Annotated in this window: 24 protein-coding genes; 11 read left to right on the top strand and 13 right to left on the bottom strand. The window is 54.7% G+C overall.

All coding sequences use genetic code 11. The annotated features are described in order from the left end of the window. Positions 1 to 32: 32 nt before the first annotated feature. Positions 33 to 5,564, top strand: a complete 5,532-nt coding sequence (locus C7434_RS12035; protein ID WP_039338902.1) for a glutamate synthase-related protein — start codon at positions 33 to 35, stop codon at positions 5,562 to 5,564. Between the two features lie 178 nt (positions 5,565 to 5,742). Continuing rightward, positions 5,743 to 7,500 (top strand): sulfite reductase subunit alpha, encoded by a 1,758-nt coding sequence (locus tag C7434_RS12030; RefSeq protein ID WP_006121726.1) that lies wholly within the window; start codon positions 5,743 to 5,745, stop codon positions 7,498 to 7,500. A gap of 107 nt (positions 7,501 to 7,607) precedes the next feature. On the opposite strand, the gene sspB is transcribed toward C7434_RS12030, so the two are convergent. The 5 genes from sspB to zapE form a co-directional block, all read right to left on the bottom strand. Then, positions 7,608 to 8,093: a ClpXP protease specificity-enhancing factor gene (gene sspB / locus C7434_RS12025; protein ID WP_006121725.1), complete on the bottom strand. Its 486-nt coding sequence runs from the start codon at positions 8,091 to 8,093 to the stop codon at positions 7,608 to 7,610. Between the two features lie 3 nt (positions 8,094 to 8,096). Continuing rightward, positions 8,097 to 8,738, bottom strand: coding sequence for a stringent starvation protein SspA (gene sspA, locus C7434_RS12020; RefSeq protein WP_033739161.1), 642 nt, complete (start codon positions 8,736 to 8,738; stop codon positions 8,097 to 8,099). Positions 8,739 to 9,054: 316 nt separating this feature from the next. Further along, positions 9,055 to 9,447 carry a 30S ribosomal protein S9 gene (rpsI, locus tag C7434_RS12015; RefSeq protein WP_006121723.1) on the bottom strand — a complete coding sequence of 131 codons (393 nt, stop codon included), beginning with the start codon at positions 9,445 to 9,447 and terminating at the stop codon, positions 9,055 to 9,057. A gap of 15 nt (positions 9,448 to 9,462) precedes the next feature. Continuing rightward, positions 9,463 to 9,891 carry a 50S ribosomal protein L13 gene (gene rplM / locus C7434_RS12010; RefSeq protein WP_006121722.1) on the bottom strand — a complete coding sequence of 143 codons (429 nt, stop codon included), beginning with the start codon at positions 9,889 to 9,891 and terminating at the stop codon, positions 9,463 to 9,465. A gap of 225 nt (positions 9,892 to 10,116) precedes the next feature. Then, on the bottom strand, positions 10,117 to 11,244 hold the full coding sequence (zapE, locus tag C7434_RS12005) for a cell division protein ZapE (RefSeq protein WP_033739160.1): 1,128 nt from the start codon (positions 11,242 to 11,244) through the stop codon (positions 10,117 to 10,119). A 177-nt stretch (positions 11,245 to 11,421) separates the two neighbouring features. Here zapE and zapG point away from each other — a divergent pair, with 177 nt between their 5' ends. From zapG to degS, 3 genes are all read left to right on the top strand, one after another. Next, a complete protein-coding gene (gene zapG, locus C7434_RS12000) occupies positions 11,422 to 11,823 on the top strand; it encodes a Z-ring associated protein ZapG (RefSeq protein ID WP_006121720.1) in 402 nt (133 codons plus the stop codon). 109 nt (positions 11,824 to 11,932) lie between these two features. After that, the gene (gene degQ / locus C7434_RS11995; protein WP_039338905.1) at positions 11,933 to 13,309 is read left to right on the top strand and encodes a serine endoprotease DegQ; all 1,377 of its coding nucleotides are present in this window, start codon (positions 11,933 to 11,935) and stop codon (positions 13,307 to 13,309) included. Positions 13,310 to 13,398: 89 nt separating this feature from the next. Beyond that, the gene (gene degS / locus C7434_RS11990; protein WP_033739158.1) at positions 13,399 to 14,460 is read left to right on the top strand and encodes an outer membrane-stress sensor serine endopeptidase DegS; all 1,062 of its coding nucleotides are present in this window, start codon (positions 13,399 to 13,401) and stop codon (positions 14,458 to 14,460) included. 120 nt (positions 14,461 to 14,580) lie between these two features. On the opposite strand, the gene epmA is transcribed toward degS, so the two are convergent. Next, positions 14,581 to 15,558, bottom strand: coding sequence for an elongation factor P--(R)-beta-lysine ligase (gene epmA / locus C7434_RS11985; RefSeq protein ID WP_033739156.1), 978 nt, complete (start codon positions 15,556 to 15,558; stop codon positions 14,581 to 14,583). Positions 15,559 to 15,692: 134 nt separating this feature from the next. On the opposite strand from epmA, the gene C7434_RS11980 reads away from it, so the two are divergent. Then, a complete protein-coding gene (locus C7434_RS11980; protein ID WP_033739153.1) occupies positions 15,693 to 16,217 on the top strand; it encodes a lipocalin family protein in 525 nt (174 codons plus the stop codon). 49 nt (positions 16,218 to 16,266) lie between these two features. On the opposite strand, the gene C7434_RS11975 is transcribed toward C7434_RS11980, so the two are convergent. The 3 genes from C7434_RS11975 to efp all read right to left on the bottom strand — a co-directional run bounded on the left by C7434_RS11975 (position 16,267) and on the right by efp (position 17,255). Further along, positions 16,267 to 16,401 carry an entericidin A/B family lipoprotein gene (locus tag C7434_RS11975; RefSeq protein WP_006121715.1) on the bottom strand — a complete coding sequence of 45 codons (135 nt, stop codon included), beginning with the start codon at positions 16,399 to 16,401 and terminating at the stop codon, positions 16,267 to 16,269. A 106-nt stretch (positions 16,402 to 16,507) separates the two neighbouring features. Continuing rightward, positions 16,508 to 16,639: an entericidin A/B family lipoprotein gene (locus C7434_RS11970; protein ID WP_006121714.1), complete on the bottom strand. Its 132-nt coding sequence runs from the start codon at positions 16,637 to 16,639 to the stop codon at positions 16,508 to 16,510. A gap of 49 nt (positions 16,640 to 16,688) precedes the next feature. After that, positions 16,689 to 17,255, bottom strand: a complete 567-nt coding sequence (gene efp, locus C7434_RS11965; RefSeq protein WP_006121713.1) for an elongation factor P — start codon at positions 17,253 to 17,255, stop codon at positions 16,689 to 16,691. A 40-nt stretch (positions 17,256 to 17,295) separates the two neighbouring features. Here efp and epmB point away from each other — a divergent pair, with 40 nt between their 5' ends. Next, a complete protein-coding gene (gene epmB / locus C7434_RS11960; RefSeq protein WP_033739151.1) occupies positions 17,296 to 18,324 on the top strand; it encodes an EF-P beta-lysylation protein EpmB in 1,029 nt (342 codons plus the stop codon). A 155-nt stretch (positions 18,325 to 18,479) separates the two neighbouring features. On the opposite strand, the gene C7434_RS11955 is transcribed toward epmB, so the two are convergent. The 4 genes from C7434_RS11955 to C7434_RS11940 form a co-directional block, all read right to left on the bottom strand. Further along, entirely contained in the window at positions 18,480 to 18,830 is a 351-nt protein-coding gene (locus C7434_RS11955; protein ID WP_006121711.1) for a DUF4156 domain-containing protein, read from the bottom strand. Positions 18,831 to 19,023: 193 nt separating this feature from the next. Then, complete coding sequence (gene groL / locus C7434_RS11950; RefSeq protein ID WP_006121710.1) at positions 19,024 to 20,673, bottom strand: chaperonin GroEL; 1,650 nt, start codon at positions 20,671 to 20,673, stop codon at positions 19,024 to 19,026. Between the two features lie 48 nt (positions 20,674 to 20,721). Next, positions 20,722 to 21,015, bottom strand: coding sequence for a co-chaperone GroES (locus C7434_RS11945; protein ID WP_006121709.1), 294 nt, complete (start codon positions 21,013 to 21,015; stop codon positions 20,722 to 20,724). Positions 21,016 to 21,244: 229 nt separating this feature from the next. Then, positions 21,245 to 21,706, bottom strand: coding sequence for an FxsA family protein (locus C7434_RS11940; protein ID WP_006121708.1), 462 nt, complete (start codon positions 21,704 to 21,706; stop codon positions 21,245 to 21,247). A gap of 328 nt (positions 21,707 to 22,034) precedes the next feature. Here C7434_RS11940 and aspA point away from each other — a divergent pair, with 328 nt between their 5' ends. From aspA to C7434_RS11920, 4 genes are all read left to right on the top strand, one after another. Then, positions 22,035 to 23,471 carry an aspartate ammonia-lyase gene (aspA, locus tag C7434_RS11935; RefSeq protein ID WP_033739147.1) on the top strand — a complete coding sequence of 479 codons (1,437 nt, stop codon included), beginning with the start codon at positions 22,035 to 22,037 and terminating at the stop codon, positions 23,469 to 23,471. A 114-nt stretch (positions 23,472 to 23,585) separates the two neighbouring features. After that, on the top strand, positions 23,586 to 24,887 hold the full coding sequence (locus tag C7434_RS11930; RefSeq protein WP_110267952.1) for an anaerobic C4-dicarboxylate transporter: 1,302 nt from the start codon (positions 23,586 to 23,588) through the stop codon (positions 24,885 to 24,887). Positions 24,888 to 24,944: 57 nt separating this feature from the next. After that, complete coding sequence (gene cutA / locus C7434_RS11925; RefSeq protein ID WP_006121705.1) at positions 24,945 to 25,259, top strand: divalent cation tolerance protein CutA; 315 nt, start codon at positions 24,945 to 24,947, stop codon at positions 25,257 to 25,259. Continuing rightward, a complete protein-coding gene (locus C7434_RS11920) occupies positions 25,235 to 26,935 on the top strand; it encodes a protein-disulfide reductase DsbD (RefSeq protein ID WP_058707929.1) in 1,701 nt (566 codons plus the stop codon). The genes cutA and C7434_RS11920 overlap by 25 nt, the downstream gene beginning before the upstream one ends. The last annotated feature ends 51 nt before the right edge of the window (positions 26,936 to 26,986 follow it).

The following is a 26,986-nucleotide window of genomic DNA, read 5'->3' as shown; positions in this document are numbered from 1 at the left end:
GTAATGTCAAAAGCAGTTTAAGGAGACCCTCAATGTCCACTAAAAAACCTGAATCCTATGGCTTATATAACCCAGCAGCAGGAAGTGACAGCTGTGGTGTAGGTTTCATTACCCGTAAGGACGGCGAGCAGACCCACGACATTCTGCGTATGGCGCACAGTGCACTCTGCACGGTTCCGCACCGTGGTGGCATGTCCGCTGAAGGCGTGGGTGATGGCGCGGGTGTCAACGTCGATCTTTCACTGCACTTTTTCCGTAAAATTACCGGTCAGGCGCTGGAAGCCGGTCGCTTTGGCGTGGGTAACTTCTTCGTTCCTAAAGATGCTGAACTGCGTGCCAATGCGGAGCGCCTGGTAGAAGAGACGCTGCGTCATTTTAATCTGCCGGTGATCATGAAACGCGAAATGCCGCTGGATAACAGCGTGACGCGTCCAGCCGCTGTCCAGTTTCAGTTGCCCATCGTGCAATGGATTTTTGCTGCGCCTCAGGATGTCAGCCACCAGAACGATTTTGAAAAACGGATTTATCGCGCCCTGCTGGCGATTGAGGCAGAGGCCTTTACGAAAAGTGAGTTTGGCGGTTTGTATCCGCTGTCGCTTTCGTCCCGTACCCAGGTATTCAAAGCCCGTCTGAATTCCAATGAGGTCATTCCTTATTTCAAAGATCTGACCGATCCCGATCATCAGGTCCGTGGGCTGTTTTTCCATACCCGCTTCTCAACCAATACCGATCCGCACACCACTATGGCGCAACCTTTCCGGTTAATGGCCCATAACGGTGAGCTGAATACCGATCGTAAAAACCGGATTGCTGAATCCGCGCTGGCCTCTGCGCGTGGAAAAACTATCGTTCGCCCGAAAGGTCAGTCAGACAGTTCCCGTCTTGACCAGAGCATTCACAGCCGCCTGATGGAAGACGATCTCGACTTAATCACCGCCGTAGTGTCGATGATGCCACCTGCATGGGAAAATGACACCGCGCTCTCTCCGGCGGTGCGTGACATGCTGGAATATTTCTCACTCTATGAAGAGAAGAACGACGGCCCTGCGGCGTTGATCTTTGGTAATGGGGAAGTGATTGGCGCACGTCTTGACCGTCTGGGTCTTCGTCCACTGCGTTCGGTTGAAACCGCCGAGTATATTGGTGCCATGTCGGAAGCCGGCCAGATTGCCTTTCCCCCGGAAAGCGTACTGCGCCGTGGTCGTATCGAAGCCGGCGGCATGCTCTATTTTGATCATCGCGAAAAACGCAGCTATACCACGCATGAAGCGCTGGAAAAGCTGGCTGCGGAAAAAGATTACGCTGCACTGCTCGGCAAATCTCGCGTCGATCTCAATGAGTTGCCTGTCATCCCTGCTGAGAAACAAGGGTCGCCTCTGCGCTATCGCGGCGATCTGAAAACCTATCAGCGCTTTGTGGCTTACTACTATAACCAGGAAAGCTTCAAATTCATGATGGACCCGATGCTGAACACCGGGGCCGAGAAAATCTCTGCTATGGGTTACGGCAACGCGATCAATGGTCTGTCCGATCACGAAGGCGGCATGGCGCACTACTTTTCGCAGCGTTTTGCACAGGTCACTAACCCACCGCTGGACTCCATCCGTGAAGCGGACGGTATGACGCTGCGCGTGGCACTGGGAGCCAAACCGCACCTGGGACGCAGTAAAGGCCGTCAGATTATTGTGCCGACGCCTATTCTGACGCACCTGGACATGCTACAGCTGCGCGAACAGAACGTCGCACCTTATGCCCGTTTTGACATGCTGTACGAACCTGTCACCGGCAAAGACCTGCTCAGCCGTACGGCCAACGCCACTGCGCTGGAGAAGGCGATTGACGATCTGGCTCAGCAGGTCGTGGATTTCGCGCGTTCCCAAGGCGGGATCGCCGTCCTGACCGACCGCCACATCTCGTCCACCCATGCCGCCCTGCCCATGCTGTTGGTGGTTTCTGCGGTGAACCAGCGCCTGGTACAGGAAGGATTACGTCTTGACGTGTCCCTGGTGGTGGAGAGTGGGCAGATTATCTCGTCGCATCACATTGCCGCGACGCTGGGCTTTGGTGCCTCTGCTGTCTATCCGCTCGGCGTACAGATGCGTGCCGAGGAGAAATTCGGTGAAGGTGAAGAAGGCAATAAAGCCTTTAAACGCTATGCCAAAGCCGCCGAAAAGGCCCTGATGAAGACTATGGGTAAAGTGGGCCTGTGTACCGTTGAAAGCTACAGTAGCGGTGAGTTCTTTGAACCTAACTTCCTTAACACTGACGATCCGGTGCTGAAGAAGTATTTCCCGAATATCAAAACGCCTGTTGGTGGCGCGGGCTTTGCCACCATCGCGCAAATGGCAGTGGACTGGCATCAAAGCGCGCTGAAAATTCAGGGCGAATCAGAAGTGCCATTACTGGGGCTGTTTAAAGAGCGCGCAGAGGGCGCAGGCCACTCCTACGGCACCATTGCCGTGCGTACCTTTATTGATATGACGGAAGAGCCGATTCGCTTTGCGGACAAAGCGCGCGAAGAGGACAATTTCATTCGTCTGATGACGCTGGCCCGTCTGGATAATGCGTTTGGCATCAAGCCTGACACGTTCAAGGACAGCAGCTTTGAGCGCATTCCTGATGACGTGATGAATAACTTTGCCATCACAGCCGATTACCGTCAGTTCTCCAGCCTGATGTATGAAGAGCGTAAACGCCGCCCTGCTGCGCTGCGTGACATTCTGGCCTTCCCGGCCGATCTGACGCATATCGACAGCGAAGCGGAATTCCGCCGTAAACTGGGCCGTTATTCGCTGACCAACAACGGATTTGCTACTCGCGGCCTGGAATGCGAGGCCATCGAAGGCAGCCCGAACACCTTTATGCTGCGGCTGACCGATGCCATCGCCGGGCTGAAGCCGGAAAGCGAACGTCTGCTGAATCTGTCACGGGCTCTGAAAGCCCGCTTCAGTGACGAAATCGAATCGGCGGACGTGGTCGCAGGCGGCCTGAAAATCACCGCCGTAGGTAAAGCTGCCGACTATCTGTCGCGCATTTTTACTGCGCTGCCCTCACTGCCGTTAAGCGAAATTCAGCCTGCCTGTGAAATCACTCGCACTTTCGCCTCCGGGGCGATGAGTCACGGCGCGCTGGTGGCACCGGCACATGAAGCTGTCGCACATGGCACCAACATGGTCGGCGGCATGAGCAACTGCGGGGAAGGCGGCGAGCACTATTCCCGTCATGGCACTATCCGTGCGTCCCGTATCAAGCAGCTGGCGTCAGGTCGTTTCGGCGTCTGGGCGGCGTACCTGGCCGATCCGATGCTGGAAGAGCTGGAGATCAAAATTGGTCAGGGTGCAAAACCTGGTGAAGGTGGCCAGTTGCCTGCGGCGAAAGTCACCGTCGAAATCGCGGCGGCACGTGGCGGCACACCGGGCGTTGAGCTGGTCTCGCCACCACCGCACCACGACACCTACTCTATCGAAGATTTGGCCCAGTTGATTCACGACTGCAAAGCGGCGCGTGTTCGCGTCATTGTGAAGCTGGTGTCCTCTGAAGGGATTGGCACCATTGCTGTGGGCGTAGCGAAAGCCGGTGCTGACGTTATTAACGTCGCCGGTAACACGGGCGGTACGGGCGCCGCCTCGGTGACCAGTCTGAAATATACCGGTCGTGTCGCGGAAATCGGCATTGCCGAAGTCCATCAGGCGCTGTGTGCGAACGGCCTGCGCGACAAAGTCCTGCTGCGCTGTTCAGGTGCACAGCAGACGGGCAGCGACGTGGTGAAATCCGCGCTGCTGGGCGGTGACAGCTTTGAATTCGGTACGACTGCGCTGATGATGCTGAAATGCGTGATGGCAAAGAACTGTAACGTCAAATGCCCGGCAGGGTTAACCACGAATGCTGAAGCCTTTGATGGCGATCCGCGTCAGCTCGCACAGTATTTCCTGAATGTGGCGCACGAAGTCCGCGAAATCCTGGCGCGTATGGGCCTGCGCTCGCTGCGTGAAGCCCGTGGGCGCGCTGACCTGCTCCATTTGATGGATCACCCGCTGGAAGTCGGCAAGCTGGATCTGCGCGCCATGCTCACCGTGGTGCCAGAGCTGAAAATCGACAAGCCGGTTTATCTGGAAAAAGATTTTGAGCTGGATGATGGCTGGGTGGAAGAACTCAACCAGCAACTGGTGACAGCGGGCAAGACATCGCTGCAGTTAGGTCACGACGTCGTCCTGAACAACCGCAATAAAAGCGTGGGCGGTCAGTTGGCGATCGATATCGAGCGCATGCTGAATCATACCCTGACAGCAGAGCAACTGCAGGCGATGCCCTCTGTGCTGCAGGACGATCGCGGTCGTCGCTATCTGGCGCCGGCCACGGTGCATATTACGACCACCGGCTCAGCCGGTCAGTCCTTCGGTGCCTTCTGCAATGACGGCATGCTGATGCAACATCGTGGCACCTGCAACGATGGCGTGGGCAAAGGCCAGTGCGGCGGCGAGCTGGTGGTGTTATCACCGGGCGGCGGCGCACAGGACAGCGATGGCAACGTCCTGATCGGTAACTTTGCTCTGTTCGGCGCAACGGGCGGCCGCCTGTTCGTGCAGGGCCAGGCCGGTGACCGCTTCGCAGTGCGTAACTCTGGCGCCACTGCGGTAGTGGAAGGCGTCGGTGACTTCTGTTGCGAATACATGACCAACGGTGCCGTGTTGAACCTGGGCACCTTTGGTAAAGGCTTCGGTAACGGCATGAGCGGCGGCTTTGCTTACCAGTACGATCCGTACGGCTCACTGGCCAACCATGCAGCGGGCGATTCCGTTCTGTTTGGTTCCATTGCCGATGCCGATGAGCTGGCACAGATTCATAAGCAGGCCGTGCTGACCATGCTGAACTGGCATCTGGACGCCACGCAGTCACCACGTGCGGCCTGGCTGCTGGAGCACTGGGAAACCGAATGTCAGCACTTCGTGTATGTGATGCCGCGCTCTCTTCTGCTGTATCAGGATGGTGGTGAAATCCTGAAGGCGAAATCCCGTAAGGATTTGCTGGAAGAACTCTCAACCGCGCTGGCAGCGCATCAGGTCGCAAAATTCAAAGCCGCGTGGCGTGAGGGCAAAACCATTGCAGACGGTGCCGTACCGGCTTATGGCGCGACAGATACGGTCGAGATGTTTGTATTGCTCAATAACTACACCGTATTGAGCTTCGCGCAGCAGCTGGCTCTCGGCAAGTTACCGAAAGGCACCCACGTTGAGGATCCGGCGGTCGAGAAAGCGGTTCGTAATTTACTGATGACAGAGGACTTTTCGCTGGTCAGTAAACTGCAGCGCCATGCGCGTGCAGCCATTGAGAACTACAGCGACAGCGAATTAGCCAGCCTGATCGGTTCAAAACGCATGTCCGATTACAAAGCGGCACTGACGCAACGCAACATCCGTTCCATGGACAGCCTGGCCACCTATGGCTGGATCATGTATCAGGATGCCTGCAACCGTGAAATCCTTGGTCGTCTGCCTGATTTTGAAGAGTTGTTTGCACGTGCGGCATTACCTGAAATTGCGGCGGCGGTAGGGAAACTGGCCTGACAGCCGCGTCTGTAAACTGAACTGTGTTTAATCATGATTACCCGGAGGGTTTCGCGGTACCGGGCGGAGGTCAATCCCGAGCCTCTCTGTGGCAGACGGCCGCTGAGAGGACGGGTTTCGCCACACTCACGGCGGTGCGAAACATGATGGTTAAGAGCGGGATTGAGTAAAGGTATCCATGAAAATTCCATACATTCCTGAAGATGCACCTTTCAATGGTGATCAGAAATACTGGCTGGCGGGCTTTCTGGCTGGCCTGCACTCCCGTTTGCTGGTGTTAGAAGACAAACAGCAACCTGCCGCGGGCAACGCCGCCGCTGCAACGACCCAACTGCACATTCTTTATGGTTCGCAGACCGGTAACGCTGAAGCTCTGGCCCAGTCTGCGGCCAAATCGGCCCGTGCTAAAGGCCTGGTGCCTGTCGTTCAGGCGCTGGGCGATGTGGATCTCGACGTGTTTGCCACAATGCGCCACGTGCTGATCGTCACCTCGACCTACGGTGAAGGTGAAATGCCGGACAATGCCCAGCTATTCTGGGACGCCATCTCCGCCAGTACCGCACCGCGTCTGGAGCAGATGCACTTTGCCGTTCTGGCTATCGGCGACACCGGCTATGACGGTTTCTGCCAGGCCGGTAAATTCCTGGATATGCGCCTGGAACAGCTGGGTGCCAAACGTGTTGTTGATCGTATTGACTGCGATATTGATTATGAAGAGCCTTCGCATGCGTGGCTGAACAGCACGATGCCACAGTTCGCCAGCAGCGCAGGCAGCAGCGGCACGGTTCTGGAGAGCGCACCGGAAGCCCCGGTCATCCCCGGCAGCAACAAATCCAATCCTTATGCCGCAGCCCTCATCACCAACAAGCGCCTGTCGAGTGAGCAGTCTGCGAAAGACATTCGCCATTTCGAATTTGATCTGACTGACAGTGGTCTGAAGTACGAAGCGGGCGATGCGCTGGGTGTGATCCCGGTGAACGAACCGTCGCTGGTCAGCCTGCTGCTGACACAACTGAACGCCGATTATCAGACGCCCGTCCCCGGCTTCGACAGAAGTCTTGGCGATCTGCTGACCTACCAGTTTGAAATTTCTGAGCCTTCACGCAAGCTGATTGAGTGGGTTGGACAGAACACCACGAACCAGGAACTGCGTCACGTACTTCAGCACGATGATAAAGATGCCCTGGGTGTCTGGCTGTGGGGCAAAGATACGCTGGACCTGCTGCAACTTGAGCTGACCCGCAGCCTGAGCGTGCCTGAGTTCGTCGCCCTGCTGCGTCCGCTGCAGCACCGTGCCTACTCCATTTCGTCCAGTTCCAAAGCGCATCCTAACCAGGTTCACCTGACGATTGCGGCTGTGCGCTATCACAGTGGCGGCCGCAACCGTAGCGGAGTCTGTTCAACCTACCTGGCCGAGCGCGTGCGTCGTGGCGAAAAGCCGGCGATCTTTATTTCGCCGAATAAATCCTTCCGGGTTCCGGCCAACGGCAATGCGCCCATGATCATGGTCGGCCCGGGTACCGGCATCGCCCCTTTCCGTGCGTTCCTGCAGGAACGTCAGGTGACCGGTGCGCAAGGCAAAAACTGGCTGTTCTTTGGCGATCAGCATCAGGAGCATGACTTCATTTACCGTGAAGAACTGACGGCCTGGCATGAGAGCGGTTTGCTGACGCGTCTCGATCTGGCGTTCTCACGCGACCAGGACAAAAAGGTCTACGTGCAAAACCGCATGCTGGAACAGGGCGCAGAACTGTACGCCTGGTTGCAGGAAGGTGGGTATTTCTACGTCTGTGGTGATGCCTCACGCATGGCGAAAGACGTGGATAATGCGCTGTATGAAATCGTACGCCAGTTTGGTGGTCTGTCCAGCGAGCGCGCGGCGGACTACATCGATCAGTTGAAGAAAGAGAAACGCTACCTGCGCGACGTGTACTAATCTCAGCCGCAGAAAGCAAAAATCCGGGTACGCTGTGCGCCCGGATTTTTTTTCGCTCATCATTCTGACGATCAAAAAAATGCCTGTCGGCTGACAGGCATTCTGAGTTATTTCACCACACGCAGTGCGGGACGACCGCCGCGCGGTGGCGGATCGTCATCAGGTGAGTTGTCGTCATCGCTGGCATCGTCAGGGCGATCGCCATCAATCACTGACATGACCGTCTCTTCCTGATTTTCCGGGAACGCCTGGGATGCCCCTTCATAAGCCGGTTCAGGCTCAAACATGGTCCCCGCACCGTTTTCACGCGCATAGATGGCCAGAATGGCCGCCATCGGCACGTTCACCTGGCGCGGCACGCCACCAAAGCGGGCATTAAACGAGACTTCCTCGTTACCCAGCTCAAGATTGCCTACAGCGCGCGGCGCAATGTTGAGGACGATCTGACCGTCCCGGGCATATTCCAGCGGAACCTGAACGCCCGGCAGGTTGATATCGACCACCAGATGCGGCGTCAGCTGGTTATCCAGGAGCCAGTCATAAAAAGCCCGCAGCAAATAGGGGCGACGGGCCGTAAGTTGCGACATTTCCATAAATCAGCCCCGGGCTTGCAGGCGCATTTCACGTTCAGCTTCAGTCAGTGAAGCAAGGAAGGAGTCACGTTCAAATACGCGGTTCATATAGCCTTTCAGCTCTTTTGAGCCCGATCCCAACAGATCGATGCCCATTGACGGTAAGCGCCACAGCAGCGGTGCCAGGTAGCAGTCAACCAGGCTGAACTCGTCGCTCATAAAGAAAGGTGAACGTCCAAACAGGGGGGCAATCGCCAGTAACTCTTCACGCAGCTGCTTACGCGCCGCTTCGGCTTCCTGACCGCTGCTGTTCTCGACCTTTCTCATCAGGCTGTACCAGTCTTGCTCGATACGGTGCATCATCAAACGGCTTTCGCCACGCGCAACCGGATAAACCGGCATCAAAGGCGGGTGTGGGAAACGCTCATCAAGGTATTCCATGATGATGCGTGATTCATACAGTGTCAGTTCGCGATCCACCAGCGTCGGCACAGTACGGTACGGATTGAGGTCAATCAGATCCTGCGGCAGGTTATCCATTTCGACCTGCTCGATCTCTACGCTGACACCTTTCTCGGCCAGCACAATACGCACCTGATGGCTAAAAATGTCAGTAGGACCAGAAAACAGCGTCATTACCGAACGTTTGTTGGCAGCGACAGCCATGAAAACCTCCCAGTTTGTTCACAAAAAGTTACTGCGAATGGCCAACCACACGGCGACTCACCTGCTCATAGAACTCGCTCGCAATCCGCGCTAACCACTCCCGACTGATGCCAGGCGCATAACGCGCCAGCTTGCGGGCGCAAAGTGACAGGGAGTTTACCAGATTTTAGGCAGCTTGTGGGCGGGGGAATGCATTTTTGCGGGTAAAATGCGAACAGCATTGTTGTTTTCTGTGACTGCGCCGCCTGGCATGAAAAGCAAAAAACCCGCCGAAGCGGGTTTTTTGTGCCAACTGTGACTGCCGAAGCAGCAACAATTAACGTTTGGAGAACTGAGGACGACGACGTGCTTTACGCAGGCCGACTTTCTTACGTTCAACCTGACGAGCATCGCGAGTAACGAAGCCTGCTTTACGCAGTTCGCCACGCAGTGACTCATCATACTCCATCAGAGCGCGGGTGATACCGTGACGGATCGCGCCTGCCTGACCAGAGATACCACCACCTTTAACGGTGATGTACAGGTCCAGTTTGCCAACCATATCAACCAGTTCCAGAGGCTGACGCACGACCATGCGTGCAGTCTCACGACCGAAATACTGCTCCAGAGAGCGTTGGTTGATGACGATGTTACCGCTACCCGGCTTGATGAAGACGCGTGCGGATGAGCTTTTGCGGCGACCAGTGCCGTAGTTTTGAGTTTCAGCCATTGCCTTTAATCCCGATTAAATGTCAAGAACTTGCGGTTGCTGTGCCGCATGGTTGTGCTCGTTACCTGCGTAAACTTTCAGTTTACGGTACATAGCACGACCCAGCGGGCCCTTCGGCAGCATGCCTTTAACCGCGATCTCAATCACGCGCTCAGGACGGCGAGCAATCATCTCTTCAAAGGTCGCCTGTTTGATACCACCGATGTGACCAGTGTGGTGATAGTAAATCTTGTCAGAACGCTTGTTGCCGGTGACAGCAACTTTCTCAGCGTTCAGAACGATGATGTAATCACCTGTATCAACGTGCGGAGTGTATTCCGCTTTATGCTTACCACGCAGACGGCGTGCCAGTTCAGTCGCCAGGCGACCCAAGGTTTTGCCAGTTGCGTCAACAACATACCAGTCACGTTGGACGGTTTCTGGTTTAGCTGTAAAAGTTTTCATCGAAAAGCTTACCCAAATTAAGTTACACGTTGGTGAAATCCCAAACGCTTAAGTAAACGAATGAGGCTCACACGACCATTTTGACCAGCAAGCCACCCCTTCGGATAGCGTTACCGGCGCGCAGAGGATTTGGGAAAAAAATCCAGTGCCGTAACGTGGGGTCGCAAGATTATAGAGAAGTCGATTACAAAAATCGAACTCTATTTTCATTTATTACCGGGAATCTCAGGGTAAATGCGCCAGCCGCAGATACTCTTCGCTCTGCATTTCCTGCAAACGCGACAGGCAGCGCTGGTATTCAAATTTCAGGCGCGTGCCCTGATAAATTTCGAACAACGAGGTTTCCGCGGCGACGACCAGTTTGACATGGCGCTCGTAAAACTCATCCACCAGCGCCAGAAAACGCCGCGCCTGATCTTCCGTTTTATAAATCATGACCGGCACGTCAAACAGCAGCACGCTGTGAAAGCGGCGCGACAGTTCGATGTAATCGTGCTGGCTGCGCCCTTCCCCACACAGGGTTTTGAAGTCGATTGCCACCACGCCTTCACTGACACCCAGCGTGGGCATTTTGCGATGGTTGATCTCCAGCACCGGTGCGCTGTCGCGTTTTTCCCCTGACAGCGCCTGGAACATGCGGTCCATATCGGCGTAGGTTTCTGGCCCTAAAGGAAACTTCCACAGATGCGCCGACGTCAGCGTGCGCAGACGGTAATCAATGCCCGCATCAACATTCATGACGTCACAATGTTGCTTGATCTGCTCAATGGCCGGCAGGAAACGCGCGCGCTGTAAACCGTTTTTATAGAGGTTATCGGGCGGAATATTCGAGGTGGCGACCAGGCTGATGCCCCGTTCGAACAACGCTTCCATTAACGTGCCCAGCAACATGGCATCCGTAATATCGGACACAAAGAATTCGTCAAAACACAGAATATCGGTTTCGGCTTTGAAGCGATCGGCGATGATCAGCAGCGGATCGCTGTGCCCCTGCAGTTCGGTCAGCTCTTCGTGCACGCGCAGCATAAAGCGATGAAAGTGTAAGCGCAGCTTGCGGTTGCCAGGAATAGACTGAAAAAACAGATCCATGACCCAGGTTTTCCCGCGCCCCACGCCGCCCCACATATACAAGCCACGTACCGGCGTTTTGACCTGGGACTTTTCTTTACCCATCAGCTTCGACAGACGACCAAACAACCCCTGCGAGGCAGGTTCAGTCGTCTGCTGGCGGGCGATGAGCCCTTGCTGGATAGCATCTAAGCGGGTGATCGCTTCACGTTGTACATCGTCGGGCTTAAAATCGCCCTGCGATAGCGCCTGCTCATAGCGGGCAAGCGGAGATGAGGTTTGCATGGTTCGCTCAGTGTCCCTGAATGTTGTCTTATTCACACATCGTTTGTCGAAAAAAAGGCCGCTCTACACTAAGGCATGGCGCTCCAGAGTTCCACATCCATAAGATTAACGGGTATAGTGACTATTATTAAGTGGTGCAACGCCCTACGGAACAACGGAAATAACACGGGAGTCATTATGACCTGGGAATACGGGCTAATTGGTTTAGTGGTAGGTATCATTGTCGGCGCAGTAGCCATGCGTTTTGGCAACAGGAAACTGCGCGAGCAGCGCAGCATGCAGTATGAGCTGGATAAAACGAAAGCCGAACTGGCTGATTATCGTGAAGAGCTGACCAACCACTTTGCGCAAAGCGCCGAGCTGCTTGACAACATGGCACGCGATTACCGTCAGCTTTACCAGCATATGGCGAAAGGATCTAATGACCTGCTGCCAAACATGCCTGGCGACAAAAATCCCTTTGCCTGGCAACTGACCGAAGCGGAAGCCGATAACGATCAGGCACCGGTTCAGATGCCACGCGATTACTCAGAAGGCGCTTCCGGTTTACTGCGCGGTGAACGCGCCGTGCGCGACTAAGCGCATCGGGCACAGCCACGCTGTGCCCGCTGTTTTTGCGAACCCCGGCCGCAAACGGCTGTCTCACTGATTTATTCCCCCCACTTTTTGCAGCGAGAGCGTTGTAGCAATGAAAAAACAAGCACGACTGTTAAGCGCGTTAGCCTTGAGTATTGGAATGAGTCTTGCCGCTGCGCCCGGCGCAATGGCGACGCTACCTGCACAGATTCAGGGGCAGCCACTGCCCAGCCTGGCACCGATGCTGGAAAAAGTGTTACCTGCCGTGGTCAGTGTCCATGTTGAAGGCACGCAGTCGGATTCACAGGCCCAGGATATTCCTGAACCCTTAAAGCGTTTCTTTGGCCAACTGCCTGGCGGCGGTCAGTCTCAGCCGCAACCGTTTGAAGGCCTGGGTTCCGGCGTCATTATCGACGCCGCGAAGGGCTACGTGTTAACGAACAACCACGTGGTCAACGGCGCCGATAAAATCAATGTCCAGTTGGGCGACGGCAGTGAATATGACGCCAAACTCATCGGTCACGATGAACAAACGGATATTGCCCTGATTCAGATCCAGGGCGCTAAGAACCTGACGCAGATTAAAGTCGCGGATTCCGACCAACTTAAGGTGGGCGATTTTGCCGTCGCTATTGGTAATCCCTTTGGGCTGGGCCAGACGGCTACGTCCGGGATTATTTCGGCACTGGGCCGCAGCGGACTGAATCTTGAGGGGCTGGAGAACTTTATCCAGACGGATGCCGCCATCAACCGCGGTAACTCCGGCGGTGCGCTGGTGAATTTAAACGGCGAACTGATTGGTATTAACACCGCCATCCTCGCCTCCAGCGGCGGTAATATCGGCATTGGCTTTGCGATTCCAAGCGATATGGCAATCAACCTGGCCGATCAGTTGATTAAGTATGGCGAAGTCAAACGCGGTCAGCTTGGCATTAAAGGCACGGAAATGACTGCGGATATGGCCAAGGCGTTTAACGTCGATGCCCAACGCGGCGCGTTTGTGTCAGAAGTGCTGCCGCAGTCGGCGGCACAGAAAGCCGGTATTAAGTCGGGAGATATCATTGTTTCTGTGAATGATAAACCCATCACCAGTTTTGCTGAGTTGCGCGTAAAAATCGGCACCACGGCACCTGGCGAGAAAGTGAAGCTGGGCCTGCTGCGTGAAGGCAAACCCGTCAGCGTTGAGGTCACTCTTGAGCAGAGTGCTCAGACAACCGCCAGCGCACAACTGCTGTCACCGGCTCTTCAGGGTGCCACGCTAAGCGATGGTCAGACGAAAACCGGTGATAAAGGCGTGAAGATTGACGGCATCGAAAAAGGCACGCCGGCTGAACAAGTGGGCCTGCAAAAAGATGATGTCATCATTGGCGTTAACCGCACGCGCGTCCAGAATATTGCCGAAATGCGCAAAGTGCTGGAAGCCAAACCACCTGTGCTGGCGCTGAATGTCGTGCGCGGTCAGGAAAGCATCTATCTGTTATTGAGATAAACCACGCATAATGGCGGACACAAGCACGTGTGTGTCCGCCCCGCGCATGGTATTCTCCCCAACGTTCTCCCCTGACGTGATTTAACACCATGTTTCTTAAACTTTTGCGTTCAGTGGTGTTGGGACTGATTGTTGCGGGCATCTTGCTCGCAGCGTTGCCCGCACTGCGTTTGGGCGGTGCTGCCCTCTATAGTCAAAATGACAGTAACGATGAAACGCCCTTTGGCTTCAATCAAGGGGTGCGCCGCGCTGTGCCTGCCGTGGTCAACGTTTATAACCGCAGTACGCAAGGGAACAATAACCGTGGTATCACCACGCTGGGTTCCGGCGTGATCATGAATGCCAAAGGCTATATTCTGACCAACAAGCACGTCATTAATAATGCCGATCAAATCATCGTCGCTCTGCAGGATGGCCGCTTCTTCGAGGCGACGCTGGTTGGGTCGGATGCGATGACCGATTTAGCGGTGCTGAAAATCACCGCGCCGAATCTGCCGGTGATCCCCATTAATCCCAAACGTGTCGCACACATTGGCGATGTCGTGATGGCCATTGGTAACCCCTATAACCTTGGGCAAACGGTCACGCAGGGCATTATCAGCGCAACGGGTCGGGTCGGACTGAGCTCGTCAGGCCGCCAGAATTTCCTGCAGACCGATGCCTCCATTAACCAGGGCAACTCCGGTGGCGCGTTAATCAATTCGCTGGGCGAGCTGATGGGAATTAACACCCTGACCTTCGACAAAAGCAGCGACGGTGAAACGCCCGAGGGAATCGGTTTTGCCATTCCCACCGCACTCGCGTCGAAAATCATGGATAAGCTGATTCGCGATGGCCGGGTTATACGTGGCTACATCGGTATCACAGGGCGCGAAGTGCCCCCGCTGCACGGTCAGGGAAACAGTCTGGACAGAGTTCAGGGGATTATCGTCAGCGTCGTTACGCCCGGCGGCCCGGCAGATAAAGCCGGTATTGAGCCTAACGATGTGTTGCTGAGTGTGAACGGAAAACCGGCTATATCGGCACAGGAAACCATGGACCAGGTTGCCGAAATCCGTCCCGGCTCAGTGATTGATGTCCAGGTGCTGCGTAATGATAAGAAGCTGACCCTGCCGGTGACGATTCAGGAGTTTCCGGACAACAGTCAGTAGGCAAAACATTTTGACGGGAACGCCCGCGGGAAAAACAGACAAGGCCGCGCAATGCGCGGCCTTGTCTGTTTCTGGCTCAGGTCAGTAGGCTTCTCAGCGTAAGCTGGCGCGAAGCCTTGACTAGCAGCGGTCTACCGGAAAGGCGATAACCTCACTCAGCGAGTCGGCCTTCAGTGCCAGCATAATCAACCGATCTATGCCCAGCGCTACGCCTGAACAGGCTGGCATGCCATGTTCCAGCGCCGCCAGCAGGTAATGATCAATCGGGTGCTGCGGCAGCCCGCGTGCTGCACGGCGGCGATTATCCTGTTCAAAACGCTGACGCTGTTCACGGCTGTCCGTCAGTTCACGGAAGCCGTTCGCCAGTTCAATGCCCTTGTAATAAACCTCAAAGCGTTCGGCAACGCGATGGTCTTCTGTGCTGATCTCCGCCAGTGCCGCCTGGCTGGCCGGAAAGTGATAGACAAAACAGGGCTTATCCTGACCAATTTTGGGTTCCACGCCCAACATAAACAGCAGCATCAGCAAGGTATCGCGATCCTCTTCCCGATTCGCCAGCTCGCCCTCACCCAGCTTTTCTGCGGCCTCCCGCAATTGCGTTTTATCCGCAGAAAGCGGGTCCAGATCAAGATGACGAATAAACGCCTGCTGATATGAGAGGGATTCCGCGCTGTCGCACTCCAGCACCTGCTGAAGCAAATCGTCCACTTCGTTCATCAGCCGGTACATATCATAATGGGGGCGATACCACTCCAGCATGGTGAATTCAGGATTGTGGTGCCGTCCGGCCTCTTCATTGCGGAAACAACGTCCCATCTGATAAATCGGCCCGCTACCGGCTGCCAGCAGGCGTTTCATATGGTATTCCGGGCTGGTCATCAGCCAGAGGTCGCATCCGTCGGACATGCCGGGGCCGACAAACCGCGTCTGGAAAGGCACCAGATGGATATCGGTGACGGTCGCCTGACTCATGGCTGGCGTATCCACTTCCAGTACGCCACGATCGGCAAAGAAACGACGCACTTCAGCCACAATGCCTGCGCGTTTAATTAAATTGGCAATGGACGCGCCCGGTTGCCAGCTTGCCGTTTCACTCATGGTGATGACTCCTGATACAAATAAGGGTGGGAAGTCTACTCGCAATGGCGGTGCCAGACAATCATGGCGCAAAACTGTCCAATAAACTGGCCGGGTTCTATAATTAACAGGTTAAATAACAAAGGAATCTTTTTATGTCTCCATGGAAAACACTGGTCGCCAGCCTGAGTACCTTCTTGTCCGTTGCCTGCTCAACCACACCGCCGAAGAATGTTACCGTCGTTGAACACTTCGACAGTGAGCGTTATCTCGGTCAATGGTATGAGATTGCCCGGCTGAATCACGGCTTTGAACGCGGTCTTGAACAGGTGACGGCAAACTACAGTCCTCGGGAAGACGGCGGCCTCAAGGTGGTTAACCGCGGCTATAACCCGAAAAAGCAGCGCTGGCAGGAGAGCGTGGGCAAAGCTTACTTTACCGGCGACAAACAACGCGCCGCGCTCAAAGTTTCTTTCTTTGGCCCCTTTTACGGTGGCTATAACGTTATTGCGCTGGATCCCGACTACCGCTATGCGCTGGTCTGCGGACCTAACCGCCACTATTTATGGATTCTGTCCCGCACGCCGCAGTTGGACGACGACGTGAAGCAAAAACTGGTACAGCAGGCACGTCAGGCCGGTTTCCCGGTGGATGAGTTGATTTGGGTTAAACAGGGATAGAAGAGAAAATAAAGCCGGTACGAAAGACGTTCGTACCGGTTTTTGGAGCTTACTGCGCGCTACGTTGAATCGCCTGACCGCCTGCTTCAACGTCTTCGCCAACGCCACGCGTGGTATTACAGCCTGACAACAATGCTGATAACATCACCACAGAAAAAATCGCAACAATACTTTTCTTTAACATAAGCCAGTTCCTTTTTTACGTTGCATTAAAAGTACAGCTTTTAAAGCATAGACCGATTACGCCACGTTGCGAGCCTAACCCGCTGAAAAAAGGAAATTCTGCCGTGTTACTTCGCGGCGCGAGAAATAGCCCCACCCAGGTGAGAGACATCCTCGCCAAAACCGTGAAAGGTATTACAGGCGCTCAGTCCAGAAGAGACCAGCAACGCCAGCGCGATAAGTTTTGCCAGTTTTTTCATTGTTGAAACTCACATAAAAAAGGCGCATCACAGGATGCGCCTCTCAGGATTATTTTACGCGTGAAACGTATTCGCCAGAGCGGGTGTCCACTTTCACCACCTCGCCAATCTGAACGAATAAAGGTACTTTAATGACGGCGCCGGTAGACAGCGTGGCAGGCTTGCCGCCTGTACCCGCGGTATCGCCTTTCAGGCCTGGGTCAGTTTCAATCACTTCCGCTTCGATAAAGTTCGGTGGCTGAACTGCAATCGGTTTATCGTTCCACAAGGTTACGATACACTCCGCATTGTCCTGCAACCACTTCTGTACTTCATCCAGCACTTTAGCTTCAACCTGGTACTGCTCAAAGCTTTCCGGGTGCATGAAGTAGTAGAAATCGCCGTCGTTGTAAGAGTACTGCAGCGTCATATCCTTCACGTCTGCGCCTTCGGCAGAATCGGTTGATTTGAAGGTTTTCTCAACGCGTGAACCGGTCAGCAGACGACGCATTTTTACACGTGCAAACGCCTGACCTTTACCCGGCTTAACAAACTCGCTTGATTCGATGGCATAAGGTTCGCCTTCGAACATGATTTTAAGACCGGTACGGAAATCGTTGCTAAGATAAGTCGCCATAAAGGCCCTCTGTAGATATTAACTGGTAATAGCCAAAAAAATGGCACACATTGTAACCCTAAATTCCCCTTCCAGAGAAGATTGGTTGCAGCAACTTGCTGATGTTGTCACTGATCCTCATGAATTACTGCAACTTTTAGCGCTCGATCATCTTCCGGATCTGGCTGCTGGCAGCGATGCACGTCGGCTTTTTGCCCTGCGCGTGCCGCGCGCATTTATCCAGCGGATGAAAAAAGGCGATGCGCAGGATCCCCTTTTGCTTCAGGTATTGACCAGCCGCCAGGAATTCATTGAAGCGCCAGGTTATAGCACCGATCCGTTAGATGAGCAAAACAGCGTGGTGCCGGGATTACTGCACAAATACCAAAACCGGGCCCTGCTGCTGGTCAAAGGTGGCTGCGCCGTGAATTGCCGTTACTGCTTCCGCCGTCATTTTCCTTATCAGGATAATCAGGGCAATAAGCGTAACTGGCAGGCAGCGCTTGATTATATTGCCGATCACCCTGAACTGGATGAGATCATCTTTTCTGGCGGCGATCCGTTAATGGCGAAAGATCATGAACTCGCCTGGCTGATTGAGGCGCTGGCTGCCATTCCCCATCTGAAACGGTTACGCATTCACAGCCGACTGCCGGTGGTGATCCCTGCGCGCATTACGCAGGCGCTCTGTCAGACGCTGGCGGAAACGCGCCTGCAGGTTCTGATGGTCACCCACATCAATCATGCCAACGAGATCGATGACGCCCTCTGCGACGCCATGACGCGCCTTAAGCGCGCTGGCGTAACGTTACTCAATCAGAGCGTGTTGCTGCGCGGCGTGAACGATCGGGCGCAATGCCTTGCGGCATTGAGCAACGCACTGTTTGATGCGGGCATTCTGCCCTACTACCTGCACGTACTGGATAAAGTGCAGGGCGCGGCGCATTTCTATGTTTCGGATCAGGACGCGCGTGCCCTGATGCGCGATCTGCTGCCTTTGGTCTCCGGTTATTTGGTACCGAAGCTGGCGCGCGAAATCGGGGGTGAGCCCAGTAAAACCCCCCTGGATCTGCAACTTCGGCAGGAATAATCCGGCCCTGACAAGCCCTGTTTCGGCACTGAAGCAAAGCCTCGCGGAACGGTTGCACTTCAAGCAAATACAGCCTCTTACATTTCATCCACGCATAAAAAAACGACCGGCACGCGGGCCGGTCGTCTCAGAAATCTTGCCAGTTCATTGCCCGATCAGTTAGGGCACTTATAAACCTGGCCGGTCATTTTACTGTCGAGTGGTGCAAACGCTGAAAGCAGGTTTTGTGTCGGGCTGGTCGCACCGTAAATCACGTTACCGCCCATTTCTGCTGCACGGTTACGCAGATCGTTAGCCGCACCACGCAGTGCGCTGGTTTCACCACCGGCTCCGCTTAACCAGTTACTTTGTGAGCCGGTCAGGGTGCCCAGAAGCTGACACTGTTTGCCAGGCTGCTGATCGGTAAAGGTGACGCGCTGACCTGCAGAAGAGAGTTCGGTTGAGCTGCTGCAGCCCGCAAGCAATAACGCGCCAGCCGTCAGACCGAGCAAGAGGTTAATCCGCATTATAATCCCCATTTATTATCATCAGAGTCGGATGGCAGCGTAGCAGAAAAACACGCATTTTTTCTGCACATTCATTGCCCTAATCCGTGCCAACGTAACCGTTGCGCCACTACTTATACCTTTTCCTCAGCAAAAGAAAAACCCCCGACCGTTTCCGATCGGGGGTTCCTGTGACGCAAGGGTCAGGGGGCAATTACATCATGCCGCCCATTCCGCCCATGCCACCCATACCGCCAGCGCCTGCACCTAAATCTGGCGCATCGCTTTTCGGCAGGTCAGTGACCATACATTCGGTGGTGATCATCAGGCCAGCAACCGACGCCGCGTACTGCAGTGCAGAACGGGTCACTTTGGTTGGGTCCAGAATACCGAAGTCGATCATGTTGCCGTATTCTTCAGTCTGCGCGTTGTAACCGTAGTTACCGTCGCCCGCTTTCACGTTGTTGGCAACAACAGAAGGCTCTTCACCGGCGTTAGAAACGATTTGACGCAGCGGAGCTTCCATTGCGCGCAGCGCAACTTTGATACCCACGTTCTGGTCTTCGTTCTGGCCACGCAGTTCTGACAGCTGTGCTGCCACACGAACCAGCGCCACACCACCACCAGCAACCACGCCTTCCTCAACCGCAGCACGGGTTGCGTGCAGGGCATCTTCAACGCGCGCTTTCTTCTCTTTCATTTCAACTTCAGTCGCTGCGCCTACTTTCAGTACGGCTACGCCGCCTGCCAGTTTAGCCACACGCTCCTGCAGTTTTTCTTTGTCGTAGTCAGAGGTCGCTTCTTCGATCTGCTGACGAATCTGGGTAACGCGGCCCTGGATGGTGCTTTCTTCACCCACGCCATCGATGATAGTGGTGGTGTCTTTATTGATAACCACACGCTTCGCCTGACCCAGATCTTCCAGCGCAGCTTTTTCCAGCTCCATACCGATCTCTTCAGAGATAACGGTACCGCCAGTCAGGATAGCGATATCCTGCAGCATCGCTTTACGACGATCGCCGAAGCCAGGTGCTTTAACCGCAGCCACTTTCACGATACCACGCATGGTGTTCACCACCAGGGTAGCCAGCGCTTCGCCCTCTACGTCTTCCGCGATGATCAGCAGCGGTTTGCCTGCTTTCGCAACGGCTTCCAGCACTGGCAGCATTTCGCGAATGTTAGAAATTTTCTTGTCAGCCAGCAGGATGAACGGGGATTCCAGTTCTACTGCGCCTGTTTCTGGCTTGTTGATGAAGTACGGAGACAGGTAACCGCGGTCGAACTGCATACCTTCAACCACGTCCAGCTCGTCTTGCAGACCGGTGCCTTCTTCAACGGTGATAACACCTTCTTTACCCACTTTTTCCATCGCCTGCGCGATCAGGGTACCGACGGTTTCATCAGAGTTTGCAGAGATGGTACCCACCTGCGCAATCGCTTTAGAGTCTGAGCAAGGCACAGACAGTTTTTTCAGTTCTTCAACTGCAGCAACAACCGCCTGGTCGATACCGCGCTTCAGATCCATCGGGTTCATGCCCGCCGCAACGGCCTTCAGGCCTTCGGTGATGATGGACTGCGCCAGTACGGTTGCCGTGGTGGTACCGTCGCCCGCCGCATCGTTGGCTTTAGAGGCAACTTCTTTCACCATCTGCGCACCCATGTTTTCGAACTTGTCTTCCAGCTCGATTTCACGCGCAACAGAAACGCCATCTTTCGTGATGGTCGGTGCACCAAAAGATTTATCCAGAACTACGTTACGGCCTTTAGGACCCAGGGTAACTTTTACTGCATCTGCCAGTACGTTTACGCCACGCAACATTTTTACGCGTGCGTCATTACCGAATTTTACGTCTTTAGCTGCCATTTCAAATTTCCCTTAAATTCGTTTCGTTCAGTGAATTACGCGTAAAACTTACGCTTCAACAATCGCCAGAATGTCGCTTTCAGAGATGATCAGGACTTCTTCATTGTCGATTTTCTCCGTTTTGGCACCGTAGCCTTCGCTGAAAATCACAACGTCACCCACTTTCACATCCAGCGGCTTCACTTCGCCACTTTCAAGAATACGGCCTTTACCCACAGCCAGCACTTCACCGCGCGTGGATTTGCCTGCAGCAGAACCGGTCAGCACGATGCCACCCGCTGACTTAGCTTCCACTTCTTTACGCTTCACGATTACGCGATCGTGTAATGGACGAATTTTCATTTGATAGCTCTCCTTTGAGAAGTCCAATCATTCATTTTTGGGTTGAATACCGGGCTGTGTGGCTTCCGGCCTCGTGACCAGAGAGATAGGGCCGCGCTTTCCCTCTTTCAAGGGGGGAACCTACAAATTTTTTTTGCCTGATGATGCGACTGATGACTTTTTGAACAAAGGTGGCAAACGGGCGGGCGAACAAACAAAAAGCGCGACCCGACGTCGCGCAGGGTGGGAATTAACGATCCTTAGGATCGTCATGGTGTTCAAGACGATCGGTATCTTTACGTTCGTACTCGCCATCCATGGTATAGCCACTGTCCGGGCCCGCTCCCGGCCCGCGCCAGACGCGCAAATGCGGCATCAGCTTCAGCGTGAGGTGCTTTTGCACCGGTGGCAGCAGCAGAAGCAGCCCCAGCATATCGGTAAAGAAACCAGGCAGCAGCAGCAGGAAACCGGCAATGATCAGCGAAACGCTTTTGATCATCTCCTGTGCCGGGCTTTCATTACGTGCCAGCTTCTCCTGCATCAGCATAAAGTTTTTCATGCCCTGATTTTTGACTAAAGACACGCCAATGCAGGAGGTGAAAACCACCAGCAGCATGGTGAGCAGCACGCCCAGGACGTGTGCAACCTGAATGAAAAGTGAGATCTCAATCCAGGCCAGTACGAAAAAGATCACTAAAGGTAACCAGCGCACCGGATTCTCCTGTGAGTCAGGCTGCCCGGTCGTTAACCCGACAGCGTGGAATATGGATGTGAAAAAGGTAAAAAACAGAGATGGTTATTCTGATCGTCAATTTCAACCGCACCCGGCAAATTTTTGCTTACGGGTTATTTTTGTGAGCGATTTCACATATTGTTAACGTAACGCGGCCAGACAGGTGATCTCTGTTCGCGCTTTGCGTCTCTGTCAGAATAGGATCGTGCTCACCTGCCTGAATACGGATAAAATAGCGGTTCTGGCGCTTCCCCACAAAACAAACACATCATCTGCGATGGTTAGCAGTGACAACAAGAAGGTTATCATGGCGAACAACATTCGTATCGAAGAAGACCTGTTAGGCATGCGTGAAGTTCCGGCGGATGCTTACTATGGCGTTCATACTTTGCGTGCGATTGAAAACTTTTACATCAGCAACAGCAAAATCAGTGACATTCCTGAGTTTGTTCGCGGCATGGTGATGGTGAAAAAAGCCGCGGCGATGGCAAACAAAGAGCTACAAACCTTACCGCGTGATATCGCCAACACCATTATTCAGGCCTGCGATGAAGTGCTGAACAACGGTCGCTGCATGGATCAGTTTCCGGTTGATGTTTATCAGGGCGGCGCAGGCACCTCGGTGAATATGAATACCAATGAGGTACTGGCGAATATTGGTCTGGAACTGATGGGGCATCAAAAAGGCGAATATCAGTATCTGAACCCGAACGACCACGTGAATAAATGCCAGTCCACTAACGATGCCTATCCGACGGGTTTTCGTATTGCCGTGTACAGCTCACTGCTGAAACTGCTCGACGGTATCAGTCAGTTAGCGGACGGGTTTCAGCGTAAAGCCGATGAATTCCAGACCATTTTAAAAATGGGCCGTACCCAGCTACAGGATGCGGTGCCGATGACGCTGGGCCAGGAGTTCCATGCCTACAGCGTTCTGCTGAATGAAGAGACGAAAAGCATTTTGCGCACTGGCGAACTGCTGCTGGAAGTGAACCTGGGCGCAACCGCTATCGGTACGCGCCTGAACACGCCGGACGGTTACCAGCAGCTGGCGGTGCAGAAACTGGCGGAAGTCAGCAACCTCGCGGTAGTGCCCGCCGAAGACCTGATCGAAGCCACTTCAGACTGCGGCGCCTATGTCATGGTGCATTCATCACTCAAACGCCTGGCTGTCAAACTGTCGAAGATCTGTAATGACCTGCGCCTGCTTTCTTCCGGTCCACGCGCGGGCCTGAACGAGATTAACCTGCCGGAGCTGCAAGCCGGTTCCTCCATCATGCCTGCCAAAGTGAATCCGGTGGTGCCTGAAGTCGTTAATCAGGTGTGCTTTAAGGTGATTGGTAACGATACGACGGTCACGATGGCGTCGGAAGCCGGCCAGCTTCAGCTCAACGTCATGGAGCCGGTCATCGGTCAGGCGCTGTTTGAATCGATCAGCATTCTGACCAACGCCTGCTATAACCTGCTGGAAAAATGCGTCAACGGTATCACGGCGAACAAAGCGGTCTGCGAAGCCTACGTGTTTAACTCCATTGGGATTGTGACCTATCTGAACCCCTATATCGGCCACCATAATGGTGACATCGTGGGTAAAATTTGCGCCGAAACCGGCAAAAGCGTGCGCGAGGTGGTGCTGGAGCGCGGCCTGCTGACCGAAAGCGAGCTGGATGATATTTTCTCTGTGCAAAACCTGATGTATCCGGTTTACAAGGCGAAACGCTATACCGATGAAAACGAACAGTAAGGCGTAATTGCGCTTACTGGTGTAAAAGGCACATCGTAATCAAAACGATGTGCCTTTTTGTTTGTTAAAAGGATGGGTTTGCTTTTCGGCTCATCATCATTTCGGGAGTGGCACATGTTCCTGGTTGAACTGTTTATCGTGGTACTGGCGATCTGGCTGGGCGCGCGTCTTGGCGGGATCGGGATTGGCTTTGCGGGCGGCATGGGCGTGCTCATCCTGACGCTTGGCTTTGGTATGAAGCCAGGTGCCATTCCGTTTGATGTGATTGAAATCATCATGGCGGTCATCGCGGCGATTGCGGCCATGCAGGTTGCTGGCGGCATGGACTACCTGGTCAGCCTTGCCGAACGCCTGCTGCGTCGTCATCCCCGTTATGTCACCTTTCTTGCCCCTCTGGTCACCTATGTAATGACGCTGCTGGCGGGCACCGGTCATACCGCCTTCTCTACCCTGCCGGTCATCGCCGAGGTGGCGAAGGAGCAAGGCGTGCGTCCTTCTCGTCCGCTGTCGATGGCGGTTGTCGCATCTCAGGTTGCCATTACCGCCTCGCCAATCTCGGCGGCGGTCGTCTTCTTTGCCACGCTGCTCGAACCGCGCGGCGTAAGCTATATCATGCTGCTGGCCATCGCCATTCCGGCTACCATGGTTGGGCTGTTTCTTGCCGCGCTGGTCACTAACTTCCTGGGAAAAGAGCTGAAAGATGACGCCGTTTATCAGGCTCGCCTGGCGAAAGGCGACGTGGCCCTGCGTGGGGAAACCGTCTATCACGCCAGACCTGGCGCCAGAAAGTCTGTCCTGCTGTTCCTGGTCGGGATTGCTGCCGTGGTGATCTATGCGACCATTACCAGCGAAAGCGTAAACCTGATCGTCAATCCGCCCCTGCCGCGCAACGAAGCGATTGTGGTATTTATGCTCACTATTGCCACGTTGATTAGTCTGACCTGTAATATTGACAGCGGCGCGATTCTGAGCGCCAGTACGTTTAAATCCGGTATGAGTGCCTGCGTCTGCGTCATGGGCGTAGCCTGGCTCGGCGATACCTTCGTCAAAGCCCATCTGGCTGATATCCAGATGCTGGCGGGGGATACCTTAAAAACCTATCCGTGGATGCTGGCGCTGGTATTGTTCTTTTCTTCGATGCTGCTCTATTCTCAGGCAGCAACCGCGAAAGCCCTGCTGCCTGCGGCGTTAGCCCTTGGCGTCACCCCTTTGACAGCTATCGCTTCTTTTGCCGCCGTGTCAGCGCTGTTTGTGTTACCGACCTATCCCACACTGTTAGCCGCCGTTGAGATGGATGACACTGGCTCGACCCGAATCGGTAAGTTCGTGTTCAACCATGCCTTTATCATTCCCGGCGTGCTGGCCATCACCCTGTCTGTCGTGTTCGGCTTTATTTTTGGTGGGCTGCTGCTGTAGTCCCGACCGCACAGTGAACGTGCTATCATCGACGCGATTTTCAACAGGAGCCTCATGATGAATGCCGTTGTCATCCTCTGCACCGCCCCTGACCAGGCGTGCGCGCAGCAGCTTGCCACCCAGGCGCTGAAGGCCAGACTGGCCGCCTGTGTCACCCTTTTACCGGGTGCCACCTCGTACTACGTCTGGCAGGGCCAGCTGGAGCAGGCCAGCGAAGTTCAGATGTTACTCAAATGCGATACAGCTCATCAGCAGGCATTGCTCGATCTGCTTAAGCGCTCACATCCTTATGACGTACCAGAACTGCTGGTGCTTCCGGTTCAACATGGAGACAGTGAATACTTGTCATGGCTGCACGCATCGCTCGCTTAATTACCCTGATACTGGCCCTGTTTATCTGCCTGCAGGCGCAGGCAGACCTGTTTGCCCCCAAAACCACCAGCCGCTTTTTGCCCGTCGACCAGGCTTTTGCTTTTGATTTCGATCAACAGGGCGCACAGCTCAATCTGCACTGGAAGGTTAAAGACGGCTACTATCTCTACCGCCAGCAAATCAGGGTCGTCGCCAACAATGCGCGTATCGCGCCTGTGGCCTTGCCAGCGGGTCAGCCACACGAAGATGAATTTTTTGGTAAGAGCGAGATTTATCCGCAGAACCTGAACGTGCCCGTCACGCTGCAACAGGCCGCCAGGGGCAGTACGCTGAGCGTAACGTATCAGGGCTGTGCTGCCGCTGGCTTCTGTTATCCACCTGAAACGCGCAGCATTCCACTCACGCCCGTTGTCGCCAGCGCGGATGCAGACTCAGGGGAGCGCCCGCCCGCCACCGCCAGCCCGCTCCCCTTTTCGCCATTGTGGGCGTTGCTGATTGGTATCGGTGTGGCATTTACGCCCTGCGTCTTACCGATGTATCCCCTGATTTCGGGCATTATCCTTGGCGGTAAGCGTAACAACTCGCTGGGTCGCCTGTTCGCGCTGGCCCTGGTTTATGTGCAAGGAATGGCGCTTACCTATACCTTGCTCGGCGTGACAGTCGCCGCGGCTGGCCTGCGTTTTCAGGCGGCCTTACAGCATCCCTATGTCCTGATCGGTTTATCCGTGCTGTTTGTAGTGCTGGCCATGTCGATGTTTGGCCTGTTTTCGCTACAGTTACCCGCCAGCGTACAAACCCGTCTGACGCTGTGGAGCAACCGTCAGCAGGGCGGCTCACTGCCCGGCGTTTTCCTGATGGGCGCGCTGGCAGGTTTAATTTGTTCCCCCTGCACCACCGCGCCGCTCAGTGCCATCCTGCTCTATATCGCACAGAGCGGTAACCTGCTGGCGGGTGCCGGTACATTGTGGCTGTATGCCATCGGTATGGGCTTACCGCTGATTGCCGTGACGCTGTTCGGTAGCCGCTTCCTGCCTAAAAGCGGCCCCTGGATGCAGACCGTCAAGGAAGGGTTTGGGTTCGTTATTCTCGCGCTGCCGGTTTTCCTGCTGGAACGGGTGCTGGGTGAGCTGTGGGGCGTGCGCTTATGGAGCCTGCTGGGCGTCGCCTTTTTTGCGTGGGCCTTCAGTGCCAGCCTGCGCGCCAGCGGCGGCAAATGGCGCATCGTGCAAATGCTCATGCTGATCGCCGCCCTGATCAGCGCTCGCCCTTTGCAGGACTGGGCGTTTGGCAATGACGCGCCACAGCAAACTGTCGCGCACCTTCCCTTTCAGTCTGTTCAAACGGTTAGCCAGTTAGATCAGGCGCTGCAACACACACAGGGCCGCATGACGATGGTGGATTTGTACGCGGACTGGTGCGTGGCCTGTAAAGAGTTTGAGAAGTATACCTTTAGCGACAGTGCGGTACGTGCCAGTCTTAAGGATGTCCAGCTGTTACAGGCTAACGTCACGGCGAACACGGCTACCGACAATGCGCTGTTGCAGCATCTTCACGTGCTGGGGCTGCCCACGATTTTATTCTTTGATGCTCAGGGAAAAGAAATTCCCGGTTCACGTATCACCGGTTTCCTGAAGCCAAAGGATTTTGACGAACATTTGCAGAAACTGCGTGAGTAAACAACACTGGAACCTGGACACAGCCCGTTGACCTGAACGGGCCTGCATCGC

It is taken from the genome of Pantoea sp. PNA 14-12 (assembly GCF_004364735.1).
Lineage (GTDB): Bacteria > Pseudomonadota > Gammaproteobacteria > Enterobacterales > Enterobacteriaceae > Pantoea > Pantoea stewartii.
This window is presented reverse-complemented; position numbering and strand designations above follow the sequence as displayed.